The sequence below is a fragment of the Idiomarina loihiensis L2TR genome, assembly GCF_000008465.1.
Classification (GTDB): domain Bacteria; phylum Pseudomonadota; class Gammaproteobacteria; order Enterobacterales; family Alteromonadaceae; genus Idiomarina; species Idiomarina loihiensis.
This window is the reverse complement of the sequence record NC_006512.1, coordinates 937,496-952,821: the sequence shown is the minus strand read 5'-3', so window position 1 is coordinate 952,821 and position 15,326 is coordinate 937,496. Positions and strand designations below refer to the sequence as shown.

Annotated in this window: 15 protein-coding genes; 7 read left to right on the top strand and 8 right to left on the bottom strand. The window is 46.4% G+C overall.

Going from position 1 to position 15,326, the window contains the following annotated elements; translation table 11 throughout:
- The first annotated feature begins 14 nt into the window (after positions 1–14).
- Genes prmB through IL_RS04525 form a run of 5 tightly spaced genes read left to right on the top strand, consistent with a single transcriptional unit; the run spans position 15 to position 3,872 of the window.
- The gene (gene prmB / locus IL_RS04540) at positions 15–944 is read left to right on the top strand and encodes a 50S ribosomal protein L3 N(5)-glutamine methyltransferase (protein WP_011234144.1); all 930 of its coding nucleotides are present in this window, start codon (positions 15–17) and stop codon (positions 942–944) included.
- Positions 944–2,032, top strand: a complete 1,089-nt coding sequence (aroC, locus tag IL_RS04535) for a chorismate synthase (RefSeq protein WP_011234143.1) — start codon at positions 944–946, stop codon at positions 2,030–2,032. Before prmB ends, aroC begins: the two co-directional genes overlap by 1 nt.
- Before the next feature lie 5 nt (positions 2,033–2,037).
- Positions 2,038–2,571 carry an elongation factor P hydroxylase gene (locus tag IL_RS04530; RefSeq protein ID WP_011234142.1) on the top strand — a complete coding sequence of 178 codons (534 nt, stop codon included), beginning with the start codon at positions 2,038–2,040 and terminating at the stop codon, positions 2,569–2,571.
- 27 nt (positions 2,572–2,598) lie between these two features.
- Positions 2,599–2,727 carry an entericidin A/B family lipoprotein gene (locus IL_RS13600; protein WP_011234141.1) on the top strand — a complete coding sequence of 43 codons (129 nt, stop codon included), beginning with the start codon at positions 2,599–2,601 and terminating at the stop codon, positions 2,725–2,727.
- Positions 2,728–2,729: 2 nt separating this feature from the next.
- Positions 2,730–3,872 (top strand): ATP-NAD kinase family protein, encoded by a 1,143-nt coding sequence (locus IL_RS04525; protein ID WP_011234140.1) that lies wholly within the window; start codon positions 2,730–2,732, stop codon positions 3,870–3,872.
- 12 nt (positions 3,873–3,884) lie between these two features.
- On the opposite strand, the gene IL_RS04520 is transcribed toward IL_RS04525, so the two are convergent.
- Positions 3,885–4,205, bottom strand: coding sequence for a 2Fe-2S iron-sulfur cluster-binding protein (locus IL_RS04520; RefSeq protein ID WP_011234139.1), 321 nt, complete (start codon positions 4,203–4,205; stop codon positions 3,885–3,887).
- 146 nt (positions 4,206–4,351) lie between these two features.
- Here IL_RS04520 and gpt point away from each other — a divergent pair, with 146 nt between their 5' ends.
- Positions 4,352–4,837 (top strand): xanthine phosphoribosyltransferase, encoded by a 486-nt coding sequence (gene gpt / locus IL_RS04515; RefSeq protein WP_011234138.1) that lies wholly within the window; start codon positions 4,352–4,354, stop codon positions 4,835–4,837.
- Positions 4,838–4,917: 80 nt separating this feature from the next.
- Here the strand turns inward: gpt and IL_RS04510 are convergent, their stop codons facing one another.
- Together IL_RS04510 and tsaA are read right to left on the bottom strand one after the other, a co-directional pair.
- Positions 4,918–6,621 carry a proline--tRNA ligase gene (locus IL_RS04510; protein ID WP_011234137.1) on the bottom strand — a complete coding sequence of 568 codons (1,704 nt, stop codon included), beginning with the start codon at positions 6,619–6,621 and terminating at the stop codon, positions 4,918–4,920.
- A gap of 78 nt (positions 6,622–6,699) precedes the next feature.
- Positions 6,700–7,407, bottom strand: coding sequence for a tRNA (N6-threonylcarbamoyladenosine(37)-N6)-methyltransferase TrmO (gene tsaA / locus IL_RS04505; RefSeq protein ID WP_011234136.1), 708 nt, complete (start codon positions 7,405–7,407; stop codon positions 6,700–6,702).
- Between the two features lie 211 nt (positions 7,408–7,618).
- Here tsaA and IL_RS04500 point away from each other — a divergent pair, with 211 nt between their 5' ends.
- Complete coding sequence (locus IL_RS04500) at positions 7,619–8,260, top strand: hypothetical protein (protein WP_011234135.1); 642 nt, start codon at positions 7,619–7,621, stop codon at positions 8,258–8,260.
- Here the strand turns inward: IL_RS04500 and IL_RS04495 are convergent.
- From IL_RS04495 to IL_RS04475, 5 genes are all read right to left on the bottom strand, one after another.
- Positions 8,257–8,625, bottom strand: coding sequence for a hypothetical protein (locus IL_RS04495; RefSeq protein WP_231378628.1), 369 nt, complete (start codon positions 8,623–8,625; stop codon positions 8,257–8,259). The two genes, IL_RS04500 and IL_RS04495, sit on opposite strands and share 4 nt — an antisense overlap.
- Before the next feature lie 113 nt (positions 8,626–8,738).
- Entirely contained in the window at positions 8,739–9,155 is a 417-nt protein-coding gene (locus IL_RS04490) for an H-NS family nucleoid-associated regulatory protein (RefSeq protein WP_011234133.1), read from the bottom strand.
- A gap of 327 nt (positions 9,156–9,482) precedes the next feature.
- Positions 9,483–11,132 carry an electron transfer flavoprotein-ubiquinone oxidoreductase gene (locus tag IL_RS04485; RefSeq protein ID WP_011234132.1) on the bottom strand — a complete coding sequence of 550 codons (1,650 nt, stop codon included), beginning with the start codon at positions 11,130–11,132 and terminating at the stop codon, positions 9,483–9,485.
- A gap of 17 nt (positions 11,133–11,149) precedes the next feature.
- Positions 11,150–13,369, bottom strand: coding sequence for a putative bifunctional diguanylate cyclase/phosphodiesterase (locus tag IL_RS04480; protein WP_011234131.1), 2,220 nt, complete (start codon positions 13,367–13,369; stop codon positions 11,150–11,152).
- A gap of 3 nt (positions 13,370–13,372) precedes the next feature.
- Positions 13,373–15,316 carry an acetoacetate--CoA ligase gene (locus IL_RS04475; RefSeq protein WP_011234130.1) on the bottom strand — a complete coding sequence of 648 codons (1,944 nt, stop codon included), beginning with the start codon at positions 15,314–15,316 and terminating at the stop codon, positions 13,373–13,375.
- Positions 15,317–15,326 lie beyond the last annotated feature (10 nt).

Below are 15,326 nucleotides of genomic sequence, written 5' to 3'. Positions count from 1 at the left end.
TCGGGAGACAGCCTTTGCAAGTGCGTAATCTGGAACAAGCCATTCAAGAGTTAGTAAGCATTGATGACATTACCCGCTGGAGCGTAACTCAGCTCAACCAGTCTGACGTGTATTATGGTCATGGCACCGACAACCCAATTGATGAAACCCGGGCTTTATTAAGCTTCGTGCTACAGCTAACAACGGCTCAGTTAGCCGCTATGGGTCATTGCCGTATGCTCAACTCAGAGAAACAAGAATTTGTTGAGTTATTAAAGCAACGCGTTGAGCAACACATTCCGGCTGCGTATCTGACTCATCAGGCCTGGTTTGCCGGATTACCATTTTATGTCGACGAACGGGTTCTGGTGCCACGCTCTCCAATAGCCGAGCTTATTGAAAATGGCTTTCAGACTTGGTTAGTCGAAGCCCCGCACCGTGTTCTGGACTTATGCACCGGCGGTGGCTGTATTGCCATAGCCTGTGCCTATGCGTTTCCCGAAGCCGAAGTCGATGCGCTGGATATTTCCACCGAAGCGCTGGAAGTGGCTGAGTTCAACATTGAACAGCACGGTTTAACTCATAGAGTGACGCCCATTCAGTCGGACTTATTCGATGCGGTAAAAGCCGAAAAATACGATTTAATTGTTACCAATCCTCCGTATGTCGATGCCGAAGATATGACTGATTTACCACCTGAGTATCACCACGAACCGGAACTTGGGTTGGCGGCCGGCGAAGATGGCTTGATTTTGGTAGACAAAATGCTGATGCAGGCGTCGGATTTACTGAACGACGGCGGCCTGTTTGTTTGTGAGGTGGGCAATTCAATGCCGGCTTTAGCTGAAAAGTATCCGAAAACGCCGTTTATGTGGCTTGAGTTTGCCAATGGCGGCGACGGGGTATTTTTGCTGACAAAACAGCAATTAATTGAACATAAACAACGGGAAACTAAGGCCAGCTAATGCCAGGAAACAGTTTTGGTCAGTTATTCAAAATTACCACCTTTGGTGAAAGCCACGGGCCTTCGCTGGGTGCAGTTGTTGACGGTTGTCCTGCGGGGTTAGAGTTAACCGAAGCCGATTTACAGGAAGCTTTAGACCGGCGTAAGCCAGGACAAAACCGCTATACCACAGCACGTCGTGAGGCCGATCAAGTTAAGATCCTCTCCGGGGTATTTGAAGGCGTGACAACCGGCACCTCTATTGGTTTGCTGATTGAAAACACTGACCAGCGCAGCCAGGATTACTCTGACATAAAAGATACCTTCCGACCCGGCCATGCCGATTACACCTACCAACATAAGTACGGTGTACGGGATTATCGCGGTGGCGGTCGTTCTTCAGCGCGTGAAACCGCAATGCGGGTGGCGGCTGGTGCTATAGCCGATAAATTACTACGGCAGCAGGGCATACAGGTTCAGGCGGCATTAACGCAAATGGGCGATGTTGTTGCTAGTAATATTGACTGGCAGCAGGTACGCGAGAATGAACTGTTTTGCGGAGACGCCAATGCGGTTGAAGCTATGCAGGAGCTTATTCGTCAGCTGAAAAAAGAAGGCGACTCAATTGGTGCAAAAATTCGGGTGCAGGCTACTGGTGTGCCGCCGGGTTGGGGCGAACCGGTTTTTGACAGGCTGGATGCTGATTTAGCCAAAGCACTGATGAGCATTAATGCGGTAAAGGCGGTGAGTGTTGGCGATGGTTTCGAGGTGGTAAGCCAGCGTGGCAGCGAACACCGTGATGAAATGACGCCGGACGGTTTCTTATCGAACCACGCGGGCGGTGTCTTAGGCGGTATTAGCAGTGGGCAGCCAATTTTTGCTGATATCGCACTGAAACCAACCTCAAGTATTGCCATTAGCGGGCGTACAATTGACCGCTGGGGTAACGAACAAGCGATAGTGACGAAAGGCCGTCATGATCCTTGTGTTGGCATACGTGCGGTACCTATTGTTGAAGCTATGACCAGCCTGGTTTTAGCCGACCATTGGTTACGCCAGCGGGCGCATAATTTAACAGCGCAAACTGAAACGCCGGATATTAGTCGCTAGCGAATATGAGTCAGACGTCAGAACACCATTATGAGCGCTTAATTGAGATTTTTAAGCGTTGTTTCAGCGAAGATTACAACACAATACTGGTTGCCGGTGACGATGAGCCTTATTATCAGCCCTCAGCGGAAGAGGGTGAGCCACATAAGGTGGTGTTTGCTCATGGCTTTTTTGCCTCAGCGCTGCACGAGACCGCACATTGGTGTATAGCGGGTGAAGCGCGGCGCAAGTTGTTTGACTATGGCTACTGGTATGAACCTGACGGGCGCAACGAAGCCCAGCAGAAATCCTTTGAGCAGGTTGAGCAAAAGCCACAGGCTTTGGAGTGGCTGTTTTCTTTATGTTGTGGTTTTCCGTTCCAGGTAAGTGTGGATAATTTAAATGGCGTTGAAGTAGACAGGCAGGCATTTTCCTCGAAAGTGGCTGCGCAGTTAAGTCGTCTACTGGAAGAAAATACGATACCGCCACGCGCTGCAAAGTTTGCAAAAGCGCTCTGTGACGACTTTAATTGTAGCTGGCCTAATCCGCCAAACAGTTAATTTGTAATAGTAAATAAGGAGTTACCTATGTTTTTAAGAGCATTATTGGTTACCATCGCAATATTCGGTTTGAGTGCCTGTGAAACTATGGAAGGTGCGGGTGAAGATATAGAAAACGCCGGTGAAGCGATTCAAGATGAGGCTGATGACGAGTAGTAATGGAAACAAGCAGTAAACTCACCGTAGGTTTTATTATTAACCCATACGCAGGTATTGGCGGCGCCTTAGCTTTAAAGGGAAGCGATGGCGCCGACATTCGGGAAAAAGCATTAGCGGCCGGGGCTGAGAAAAAGGCCGCCAGAAGAGCTGAAACCGCATTAGAACTTTTGCAGCCATACAAACAGCTACTTCATTTTGTTACTGCCGACAATGAAATGGGAGCGAATAGTCTCGAAGCTCTGGGTTTTTCATTTGACTCGGTTTATAAAGCTGCTGAAACTCCATCCTCACCAGAAGACACCAAAAAAGCGGTGTCTGAAATTGTGACTCATAACATCGATATTCTTTTATTCGCCGGCGGTGACGGCACTGCGCGCGATATTTATCAGGTGGTTCCTGAGCAACAATTAGTTTTGGGTATACCGGCTGGCGTTAAAATTCATTCAGGCGTTTACGCTATTAGTCCAACTGGTGCCGGGCGGGTTATTGAGAAGATCCTGCAGGGTGAGTTATCCAGCATTCATAACGCCGATGTCATGGATATTGATGAAGACGCTTTCAGAAAAGGCACAGTAAAAGCCCGACGTTTTGGTGAAATGTCGGTACCGGCCGAACTTGAATATGTTCAGGCGGTAAAAATGGGCGGTAAAGAAAGCGACGAGATGGTACTGGATGATATTGCTGCTGAAGTAACAGAGCGCATTGACGACGAACTTTTAGTTATGGGGTCTGGCTCTACAGTAGAAGCTATTATGCAGTCCATGGGGCACGAGAATACTTTGCTCGGTGTCGACTTAGTCCAACAGAATAACCTGCTAGCCAGCGACGTAACCGAAAGCCGTTTATACGAAGAAGTGGCTCAGTGCGAAGCTGGAAGCGTTAAATTGGTTATAACCTTAATTGGCGGGCAGGGGCATTTATTTGGTCGTGGAAATCAGCAATTAAGTCCACGGGTTATTCGGCATATTGGTAAAGAGAATATTTGGGTGGTTGCCACTAAAACTAAGTTGCAGGCACTGAATAACAAGCCTCTACGCGTTGATACCGGCGACTCGGAACTAGACCGTGAACTCTCAGGCACTATTCGGGTTATTACCGGCTACCACGACGAAGTTCTTATGCCGGTGGCAGCCGTAAATTAATTTGAGGCTTATTTAGAACTGAGTTTTCGGCATGTGCACAACTAAACCGTCTAATTCGTCTGTTATTTCTATCTGACAGCTTAAGCGGCTATTGTCCTGCGGCTCTAAAACCATATCTATCATGTCTTCTTCCTGCTCCGATGGGGCAGGAATTTTGCTTTGCCATTCTGGCGGTATGTAACAATGGCAAGTTGCGCACGACATAACGCCGCCGCACTCGCCAATAATGCCGTCAATAAAGTTTTCGACAGCGGCTTCCATAACGTTGGTTCCTGCATCGACAGTAGCTTCAAACTGGTTACCATCGGCATCAACAAAGTAAACGGTTGGCATGATAAGTTCTGTATCCTGTTAACAAAATAAAAAGTGAACAACACATTTTGCGGCGGTTAAGGTAAGATATCTGTCTTTTAATCGCAATGCTAAATTTTAGCAGCTACGCATTATTATTACATTTATCGGGTTAGGGTAACGAAATTATGGGATGGCATTCAAACCGCGAGTTTTTTGTATCATGGGAAGAGTTGCACCGCGCTACGCGTGAACTAGCGCGTCGGCAATTACCGGCGGAGCAATATAAAGGTATTATTGCGGTTAGCCGTGGTGGTTTGGTTCCGGCGGCAATTGTGTCGCGCGAGCTTAATATTCGTGTTGTCGACTGTGTTGCTGTTAGCTCATATGACCACACAGAACAGCGTGACGACTTGCAGGTAATGAAAGACGTAACGGCAACGGAAGACGGCGAAGGTTTTCTGGTCGTTGATGACTTAGTGGATACCGGCAATACGATGAAGTTTTTGCGGGAACGCTTGCCGAAAGCTAAGTTTGTGACGGTTTACGCAAAACCCAGTGGTATGGAAATGGTCGACGATTTTGTTGCTGACTTAGCCCAGGATACCTGGATCCACTTTCCGTGGGATATGCATTTACACTACATTGAGCCTTTGGCGGGTCAGGAGTCTTAAGACTCTCTCGTTAAAAAATTAAGGCAAAAAAAATGGCCTGATAGCGAAAACTATCAGGCCATTTTTATTAATAACGTCAGTTAGAGTTGTTGCTGTATGAAGCTAATGCAGTCATCTAAATTGATTTTCTGCTTCTCTCCGCCTTTACGACTTTGGTACTCAACCTGGTTTTCATCAAGGTTACGCTCACCAACCACAACCTGATGAGGAATACCTATGAGCTCCATGTCGGTAAACATCACCCCAGGGCGTTCCTTACGGTCATCAAACAGCACATCAATACCTTGAGCCTTTAAGTCGGTATAAAGCTTCTCAGCGGCTTCCTGTACCCGTGCCGACTTGTGCATATTCATTGGCACTATAACAACCTGGAAAGGCGCTAAAGCTTCCGGCCAGCAAATACCGCGCTCGTCGTTATTTTGCTCTATGGCGGCAGCGACTATGCGCGAAACACCTATTCCATAGCAGCCCATGGTTAAAGTTTCGTGTTTACCGCTTTCAGACAACACACCAACTTTCATAGCGTCGCTGTATTTTTTGCCCAGCTGGAAAATATGACCAACTTCAATACCGCGAGCAATTTTTACTTTGCCCTGACCACAAGGACTCGGGTCACCGGCAACAACGTTACGAATATCCACGACGCTGAAATCACCCGTGTCACGTTTCCAGTTAACACCTGTTAGCCACTGGCCGTTCTCATTTGCACCACAGGCAAAATCGGCGAGGTGAGCCGCACTGCTGTCAACTAACAGAGGCAGTTTCGCGTTTACAACGCCAATGTAAGGTGCTTCTACGCCGGTGGCTTTCTCTGTTTCAGTCAGTATTTCCAGCGGAGCCGCAACCTGAGCCAGTTTCTCAGCTTTTACTGTGTTCAGTTCATGGTCAGCGCGAAGAACTAGCTGAACGTATTCAGAATCAATGTCGTCCGCTGCTTTAACAATAAAAGACTTGGTTGCTTGCTGGCTTTCTACAGACAAAGGCTGTAGTACAGCAGCGAGTTCGTCGCCTTGTACTTCATGCTTTTCTACTTTTTGATTAGGAGCAGGGCGCTCACCAGCAGGAGCCAGAGCTTCTGCCATTTCCACGTTCGCGGCGTAATCTGAAGAGTCAGAAAATGCAATGGCGTCCTCACCGGAGCTTGCCAGCACATGAAACTCATGCGAGTGGCTTCCGCCAATAGAGCCTGTATCGGCTATAACCGGACGATAATCTAAACCAAGACGCTCGAAAATACGACAGTAGGCCTTGTACATATCGTCGTATGTTTTTTGCAGCGATTCGTCGGTCAAATGGAAAGAGTAGGCGTCCTTCATCAGAAATTCGCGCGCACGCATCACGCCAAAACGAGGGCGTATTTCATCACGGAATTTGGTCTGGATTTGGAACAAGGTCAATGGCAGTTGTTTGTAGCTGCTAACTTCCTTACGTACCAGTTGACTGATAATTTCTTCGTGGGTTGGCCCCAGTAAAAAGTCACGTTGGTTGCGGTCTTTTATACGCAGTAATTCCGGTCCGTAGTCATCCCAGCGTCCTGACTCCTGCCAAAGATCGGCGGGTTGTACCATTGGCATTAAAATTTCCAATGCGTTAATGGCTTCCATTTCCTCGCGCACAACGTTTTCAACTTTGCGCAGTACACGCAAACCGGTTGGCGTCCAGGTATACAACCCAGCGGCGACTTTACGGATCATACCTGCCCGCAACATCAGCTGATGACTCACGATCTCAGCATCAGAAGGTGTCTCTTTAAGCGTTGATAATAAATATTTGCTGCTGCGCATAGTCCGGCATCTCTGCAAGTTATAGTGGTCAAAAATTAGAGCGAAGTTTAGCAGTGTCTGACGCCGCCCAAAAGCCTTTTACAGCTGTTTTAGTGAGATTTCTTCAACAAAAACGGTGTTTTGTTGTACATACCAGCGAATATTGTAGTTCAAAAGCGCTGTGCCGTAATTTCTCTGGTTTTCCTGTAACTTGTGATAAGCGGGTCTGGGGTCCTGGCTGAGCACCTCGGTAATCAGTGTTTTAAGCTCAGGAGCGCGCTCTGACTCCCTGATAAGAGTCGACTCCGCCGCTTCCAAAAAAATCACCTCTAAGCTTTCTTCCGGTTTGTGCTGAGCAAATCCCGCACGAGCGTCACTAATGGCGTCGACGTAGGGAATATAAGGTTTTATATCGACAATAGGGGTGTTATCCACCAAGTCAGCTCCGCGAACCGTCAACACCACCTTAGGCTCGGTCTCTACTGCAACTAACTCAACCACAGATAAGCCTAATTGATTCGGCCGGAACGGGGAGCGGGTGGCAAAGACGCCTAGCTGTTCATTACCGCCAAGCCGGGGCGGGCGAACGCGCTCCTGCCACGAACTGTGCTGATGAAACTCGAAGGTTAGCCAAAGGTGAGAGAACTGTTCTATACCCTCTATGGCTTGTGCATGCTGGTAATTCCCAACGAGCTCAACCTGAGCCAATGCAGAGGGAGCCAGGCCGGGTTGCCGGGGAACACTAAACTTTTCAGGAAAAGGCGTACGAATGATAGCTATGGGTGTTAGTTGTTGCTGGCTTTTCATTCTGCCTCCGTTAGTGAATATCCAGAATTGTGGTAGCCAATTTGACCACATAGTTTGTTAATTCACTAACCTCGAAAATCAAAGATGGATTAACTCACTGATTTTATGTGACTTTTATTTTTGGCACAGGCGTTGCAAAAGCTAGTCATAAGCAACTTTTAGTGCTTTAGGGGTTAGCATGAATCGTTTTAATAACAATAGGAAAAGAAAAATGATGAAACACAAAATTTGGCCTTTAACTTTAGGTTTTATTGGTTTAGTTACAGTAAGTACAGCCGCGTTTTCTGCCGAAAGTGAACGCACGTTAACCAGTAGTTATATTGTTAGCAGTGATACAGAAATTCATTTAGACGCAACGGTGGGAACGGTTGAGTTAAGTGTAACAGAAGGCGATACGGTCGGAATTGAGCTTCGTGTAGAGTCGGATGATGACGGCTGGTTCGTCAGTGGCGGTGAGCTTGATAAAGTTATTATAAAAGGTGAACGAGACGGGAATCGCCTGGAAATTTCGGCAACACCCGATGACGATATGTCACAACATTGGATAGTGTCCGTACCGCGCAGCCGATTGCTTGAGATAGACCTGGGTGTTGGTCAGATTGAAGGTGACGTACCATTCAACGACTTAAAAGTTGATTTAGGTGTTGGTGATGTCTCTTTGAATCTAGCCAAGGGCGACTACAAGCAAGTAGAAGCATCGGTAGGAGTTGGCGATACCAGTTTAAAGAACTTCGGCAACACTCAGGAAGACAGAATGATTGTGACATCTGAGTCGAGTTATCAGGGTAACGGCTCTGTCAGAGTTAAGGTTGAAGTTGGCGTTGGCGACGTTACCTTGAAACAAGGTTATTAATCACGCCATTGAATAGCGCGGCCCACGCAGCTGACTTCACTGTAACAGATGGAGTCGGCTTCGGGTTTAAAAGAAAAGCATTGAGCGCCGATAATGGCATGAGCTTTAAATCGGACAGCGTCTTCCCGCAGGGCTTCAACGGCATCGTTCGCCGACGCTTCTGCGCCTCTAAATTTTCGCTGGCAGCTTTCACCATTTACAATACTTATCAACTCGTATGCACGCGAGGGCTTGTTGTCACCGCGATAAACTTCAACATCACCTGAGTCGATCTGATTAAAGCCTCCTGACATCTGAGGTAAGATGCTACAGGCAGAAAGGCCGAATAATGGCGTTAATACGAATGCTATGAAACGATAGCGCAATGTCGATCCTTGCCAGTTTGAATTTTCTATAGCCTAATCAAGCTGAGCCTATTGTTCAACAAAAAGCGTAATCTCTACTCTTTATTATTGGTAGAGATTACGTTTGACTAACGCTACTTAATTAGAAATGCTTCTAATGATTTGCCATTATCGACCGCTGTTTTCATGGCTTTAGGCATGCGACCCTGACCAGTCCAGGTTTGTTTTTCGCCATTTTCGTCGGTGTATTCGTATTTAGGAGGCTTAGGTGCCCGTTTTTTACGAGTGGTTTTAACGATAGGTTCGCCACCCAGCTCTTGCTCTAATATGTCGGACAATTCAATGCCTGCATCGGCCATCGCGCTTTTAAATTCTTCAATTTTTTTCTGCTTTGCTTCGTTCTGGCGTTGCTTTTCAGCTTCCTCTTCGCGACGCTGAGAAATTACCGAATCAAATTTAGATTTAACACTTTCCAGCTCGTTTAAATCCAGTTCTTTTAATGCTGCTTTTAAACGGCGTTCGTGACGAAGAATGTTAATGAATTCACTCATTTTTTGCTTACCTTATTTGATTGCTTAAATATTGGTTTGTTTGCATTATAGCTGTTATTACAGTTTAAGTTGAAACTTCTTTTTATTGAATAAGTACATAGAAATAGAGAAAGAGGATTAAAATCACCGTATAGCGTTACTTATTAACAATTACTTATAATTACTATCAATACTGCTCTCTTTTCACTTCATTTTTATATGACTCGTTTAAAAGTACATTTATGACTTAATAAGTCGACAAACTTATAATTTTTAGTTCCTAAAACGAAAAAACACCAAAACATTTAACATGCTTTGGTGTTTTTTGTTATTAACTTTACGAAGTGTTTACATATTAGGGTAGGTAGGTCCGCCGCCACCTTCGGGCACAACCCAGGTTATATTCTGGCTAGGATCTTTAATATCACAAGTTTTACAGTGTATGCAGTTTTGCGCATTAATTTGAAAAACTTGTTTGCCGTCTTCTTCAACCACTTCATAAACCCCGGCAGGGCAATAGCGTTGCGCAGGCTCTGCATACTTCGGTAAATTGACCTCTAATGGAATATTAGCGTCACTGAGCTTTAAATGGCAGGGTTGATCTTCTGCGTGATTGGTATTGGACAAAAATACCGATGACAGACGATCAAATGTCAGTTTATTATCTGCTTTTGGATAGTCGATTGCCGTATAGTTTTCGGCTTTACCTGTCGCTTTATAATCCGGTGTCCACTCTTTAAATTTAAAGGGTAATTTACCACCAAACCAATTTTGATCGACCATATTATAAGCGCCGCCAAGTATTGTGCCCAATTTATGCACAGCACCGCCGAAATTGCGTGAGCGATACAATTCATCAAATACCCAGGACTTTTCAAACGCCTCTTTGTAGCTGGTAATGTCGTCGTTGGCTTTACCATTTTTTAGCTGTTCAAATACACATTCAGCGGCCACCATACCCGACTTCATTGCGGTATGGTTTCCTTTGATCTTGGCAAAGTTTAAGGTGCCTGCGTTACAGCCAACCAGCAAACCTCCGGGGAAGGTCATTTTCGGTAACGAATAATAGCCACCTTTAGCAATAGCGCGTGCGCCGTAGGACACCCGCTTACCATTTTCAATGATTTGCTTAATAGCCGGGTGAGTTTTGAACCGCTGAAACTCCTGAAATGGATTCAGGTAAGGGTTAGCGTAGTTAAGATCAACAATAAGGCCTAAGTACACTTGTCCGTCTTCGGCATGATATAGATAACCGCCGCCAGTAGCATCACTGTCGGTTAGCGGCCAGCCTGCGGTGTGAACCACTTTGCCGGGCTCGTGCATGTCCTCTGGTACATCCCAAATTTCTTTAAAGCCTAGACCATAATGTTGCGGGGTGCTGTCTTTATCCAGTTCAAACCTGCTAATCAGCTCTTTGCCTAAATGACCGCGACAACCTTCTGCGAATAAGGTGTATTTAGCACGCAGTTCCATTCCCGGCATATAGCCGTCTTTTTCGCTACCGTCTTTAGCCACACCCATGTCACCGGTTTGAATACCCGCAACGCTGCCATCGTCGTTATACAGAATTTCAGAGGCCGCAAAACCAGGAAATATTTCGATGCCCAGTTGTTCGGCTTGTTCTGCCATCCAACGACACAGGTTACCCATACTGGCAATGTAATTGCCTTTATTGTGAAAGGTTTTAGGCACACTAAAGTCAGGCAGGCGACTGTGATTATTTTCGTCTTTTAGCAATAAAACATCATCGCCGGTAACTTCGGTATTGAGCGGGGCGCCGCGATCTTTCCAGTCAGGGAAAAGTTCGTTCAGGGCTCGTGGTTCGAACACCGCGCCGGATAAAATATGAGCGCCAATATCAGCGCCTTTCTCAACTACGCATATCATGAGTTCTTGCTCATTTTCCTGTGCGAGTTGGCCGAGTCGACAGGCGGTTGCCAACCCTGACGGGCCTGCACCAACTATGACGACATCAAATTCCATGCTTTCGCGTTCCACGTTAACCTCCACTATATTCAGGCTATCTGGATAGGGATAAGCCCTTTATACTGCTGTAATAGTTCAGTGATTTGCCGTGCCGGAACCGGTTTACTGAAAAGAAAGCCTTGTCCGGTACTGCATTCACGTTGTAATAAAAATTCGACTTGTTCTTCGGTTTCGATACCCTCGGCAACCAATTGCAGGTTTAAATTACGCGCCAGACTAATAATGGTCTGCGTAATGGTTGCGTCGTCTTCGTTGTGTGGTAAATCCCTGACAAAAGAGCGATCTATTTTTAACGAAGTAACCGGGAAATTCTTCAAATATGAAAGCGAAGAGTATCCCACACCAAAGTCGTCTATAGCCAGTGACATTCCCTGTTCACGCACCGAGTGCATGAAACGGGTATGGGACTGAATATTTTCGATAAATACTTGCTCAGTTAGCTCTAGTTCAACTTTGTTTGGCGGTATTTGTGCTTCGTTAACCCGCTCCATAATATCATCGACCAAATCAGCTAAGTGTAGCTGTTTTCCTGAGATATTGATGGCAATGCTCAATTCGTCGAAGCCAAGTTCGTGCCATTGCTTTAATTGTAGGAAGGCTTCTTCCATCACGTATTCCGATATAGGAATAATAAGGCCGGTATCTTCAGCCAGTGGAATAAACTCATCCGGAGGAATGATACTGCCATCGTCATCAACCCAGCGAACCAGAGCCTCTAAACCACTGATACGGCGGCTACCGAGCTCAACTTTAGGTTGGTAATAAACCGTTAGTTGCTGCTTAGAAACGGCGTGGCGCAGCCGTTTAACCAGTTCCAGTTTTTTGGTCAAGTCGCGGTGAATGGCTTTATCGTAAACTTTATAGGTATTGCGGCCATGTTCTTTTGCCTGATATAGCGCGGTGTCTGCGTTACGAATAAAGTATTCAGCGTTAAAATCGGCATCATCCGCGAAAGTGACACCAATAGAAGCACTAATAAAGAGCTCATAGACGTCGACGAAAAAGTGCGTGTCCAAAGCCTGGAGCATTTGCTCAGACAATTTGATAATACTTTCGCGACTATCAGGTTTTGCTATTGCCAGTAAAAACTCATCACCACCAGCCCGCGCCAGAACACTACCTTTAGGTGCTAATTTTGTAATGCGTCGTGCAACCCGGCGTAGCAATTCGTCGCCAACCGTATGACCCAGCGCATCATTGACTTCCTTAAATCTATCTAAATCGATAAATAACAAAGCGGCTTTTTTATGCGGCGATTCGGTTTCCAGCCACTCACCCAAAATACGTTTCAAGGCGTTTCGGTTTACAAGGCCGGTAAGAGAATCATGCTCGGCAAGATAAGCCATCTGCTTTTCAATGCGCTCGCGTTCATCAATTTCACTATAAAGTTCAATATTTGAATCGGCCAGTTGCTGAGCTTTAAAACGGCTCTGGCCTAAAATATAAAGGACAAAAGTCAGCATGCTGGTTACGAGTAAACCGGCGATTAAAGCGGCTAGTGAAATTCCCCCGCGTAGTTGTTCCAGATGACCAGCGGTCGGCCAGACTGAAAGCTCCCAGCTATTTCCTACTAATTGTAGTGAATGAAAATGTGACCATTCTTCGCGTAATGAAGTATCGCCGGCAAATTGATACAGTATGTCGTTGTCACTGCGTACACTGAGTTGGAAACCTTCACTGATGTTACTGCGCACCACATTGTTAAACAGGCTTTGCAGGCTTATTACAAAACCCAGAAAGCCGTGAGTTTGATCTTGCTGCTCTACACGGACAAAAATAGCTATGTCGCTGCTAATACGGCCCAAATTCCCGGCAGGGCCCATCATTGCGTGACGGTTTCCTTCCGAAGCCTTCAGCTTTTCCAGTAATGGAGTTTTAGCAAAAGGCGTTCCCAGTAGTTCGGGTTGTTCGTTCTGAGGGTAGATAAGCTCAATATCCAGCTCATCATTGAGCCAGGTGATGCCTTGTACATTCTGATAGTACAAAGTAACGATATCGGCATTTTCCTTCCAGCGTTCCTCTATTGAAAGGTCACTACGTTCCCACTCGCGAGCTAACAATTCAGCGACGAACAAATGGGATACCAGACTTTGTCGAATGTCGCGTTGCAAGTTATAAGTTTCGGCTTCCAGGGCATCGTGGACAACTTGATTTTCCTGATAACGCAAATAGCTAAAAGCGGTAACAGTAATGACCAAACCAACAAGGGCTGCTATAACAGCCTGCCGTGATCCGTGCAGGAACATCATGGATTAACGCAACTCCTCTCTATCACGGAAGTAATCCAGTGCCTCTGGGTTTGCCAGAGCATCCGTGTTTTTCACGGGCTCGCCGTGAACCACATTACGTACCGCTAATTCGACTATCTTACCGCTTATAGTACGGGGTATGTCCTCAACCTGCAAAATTACGGCAGGTACGTGCCGCGGAGTCGCGTTGGCCCGAATGGTTTTTGCAATGGTTTGACGAAGTTCGTCGCTAAGCTCTATGCCATCTCTGAGTTTTACAAAAAGAATGACGCGCTCGTCATCTTCGTATTGCTGACCGATAGCAATACTTTCCAATACTTCCTCAACCTTTTCTACCTGACGGTAAATTTCAGCGGTGCCAATACGTACGCCGCCCGGGTTAAGAACGGCATCGGAACGGCCGTAAATAATAACGCCGTTGTTCTCGGTGAGCTCAGCAAAGTCACCATGTGCCCAGGTATTTTTAAATCTATCGAAATACGCGTTGAAGTAGCGTTCGCCATTCTCGTCGTTCCAGAAGCTTACGGGCATGCAGGGGAATGAGTTTTCACAAACCAGTTCGCCTTTTTCGCCTTTAACCGGCTTTCCGTTCTCGTCATAAACGTTAACGGCTAAACCAAGGCCCCGACATTGTAATTCGCCCCGGTAAACCGGCAGAATAGGGCAGCCAAGGGCAAAGCAGGAGACAATGTCCGTACCGCCTGATATTGAGGACAGACACAGGTCTTTTTTAATGTCGCGGTAAACGTAGTCAAAGCTTTCTGGTGGTAGTACCGACCCCGTGGTTAAGATGCTGCGCAGCTTTTCCAGGTTATGGCTTTCTCCCGGTTTAACGCCTTCTTTTTCAAGCGCTGCTAAATATTTGGCGCTGGTACCAAATACGGTAATGCCTTCTTCGTCAGCCACATCCCATAAAAACTCAGGTTTAGGTGCAAAAGGTGAACCGTCGAATAAGGTCAGGGTTGCGCCCACTGCCAGTCCACTGACCAGCCAGTTCCACATCATCCAGCCACAGGTGGTGAAGTAAAACAGATTGTCGTCACGATCTAAGTCGGTATGCAGACCGTGCTCTTTTAAGTGCTGCAATAAGGTACCACCCGTACCATGAACAATGCACTTAGGTACGCCCGTAGTACCTGATGAAAACATAATATAGAGCGGGTCATTAAAGTTGCGTGGAGCGAAATCTATCTGGGTCTTTTCAGCGTCGCCAAAATCACTCCATGAAAATATTTTGTCGCCTTTTATGCGATCTTTTTGTTCGCTGAAATTAACCAACACCGTGGCTTCAATGCTGGGAATTTGTTTAATGATATCGGCGGTTTTGCTCTTTATGTTGAGGTTTTTGCCGTTATAAAAATAACCATCAACAGTAATCAGAACTTTAGGTTCTATTTGACCGAAACGGTCAAGCACGCCCTGAACGCCAAAGTCTGGCGAGCAAGACGACCAGATAGCGCCGATGCTGGTGGTTGCCAGCATACCAATTATGGTCTCAATGCAGTTAGGCATCATGGCGGCAACACGGTCACCGGCTTCAACTCCGCGTTGGCGTAGACCTTCGGCAAAAGCGGCAACTTCGTGGTTGAGTTCGGCATAAGTTAACTGCTGGCGTGTGCCATTCTCACCGCGAAAAATTAGAGCAATATGATCGTCTTTATGACGCAACAGGTTTTCGGCAAAATTCAGGCTGGCTTCAGGAAACCATTGAGCACCGGGCATTTTTTCTTTATCGGTAACTATCGTAGAGCCTTTTTCACCAATAACATCAAAGTAATCCCACACCATAGACCAGAAACTTTCGTCGTTCTCGACGGACCACTGATAAAGGTCGTGATAATTGGCCAGCGCAGCGGCTTCTTCTGTATTCACTTGTTGTAGAAAGTCTGTCATGCGGGCATTAGCAATGGTATCTGCTGACGGTTGCCATAAAGCTTCTGAAGTCATTTTAATCCCC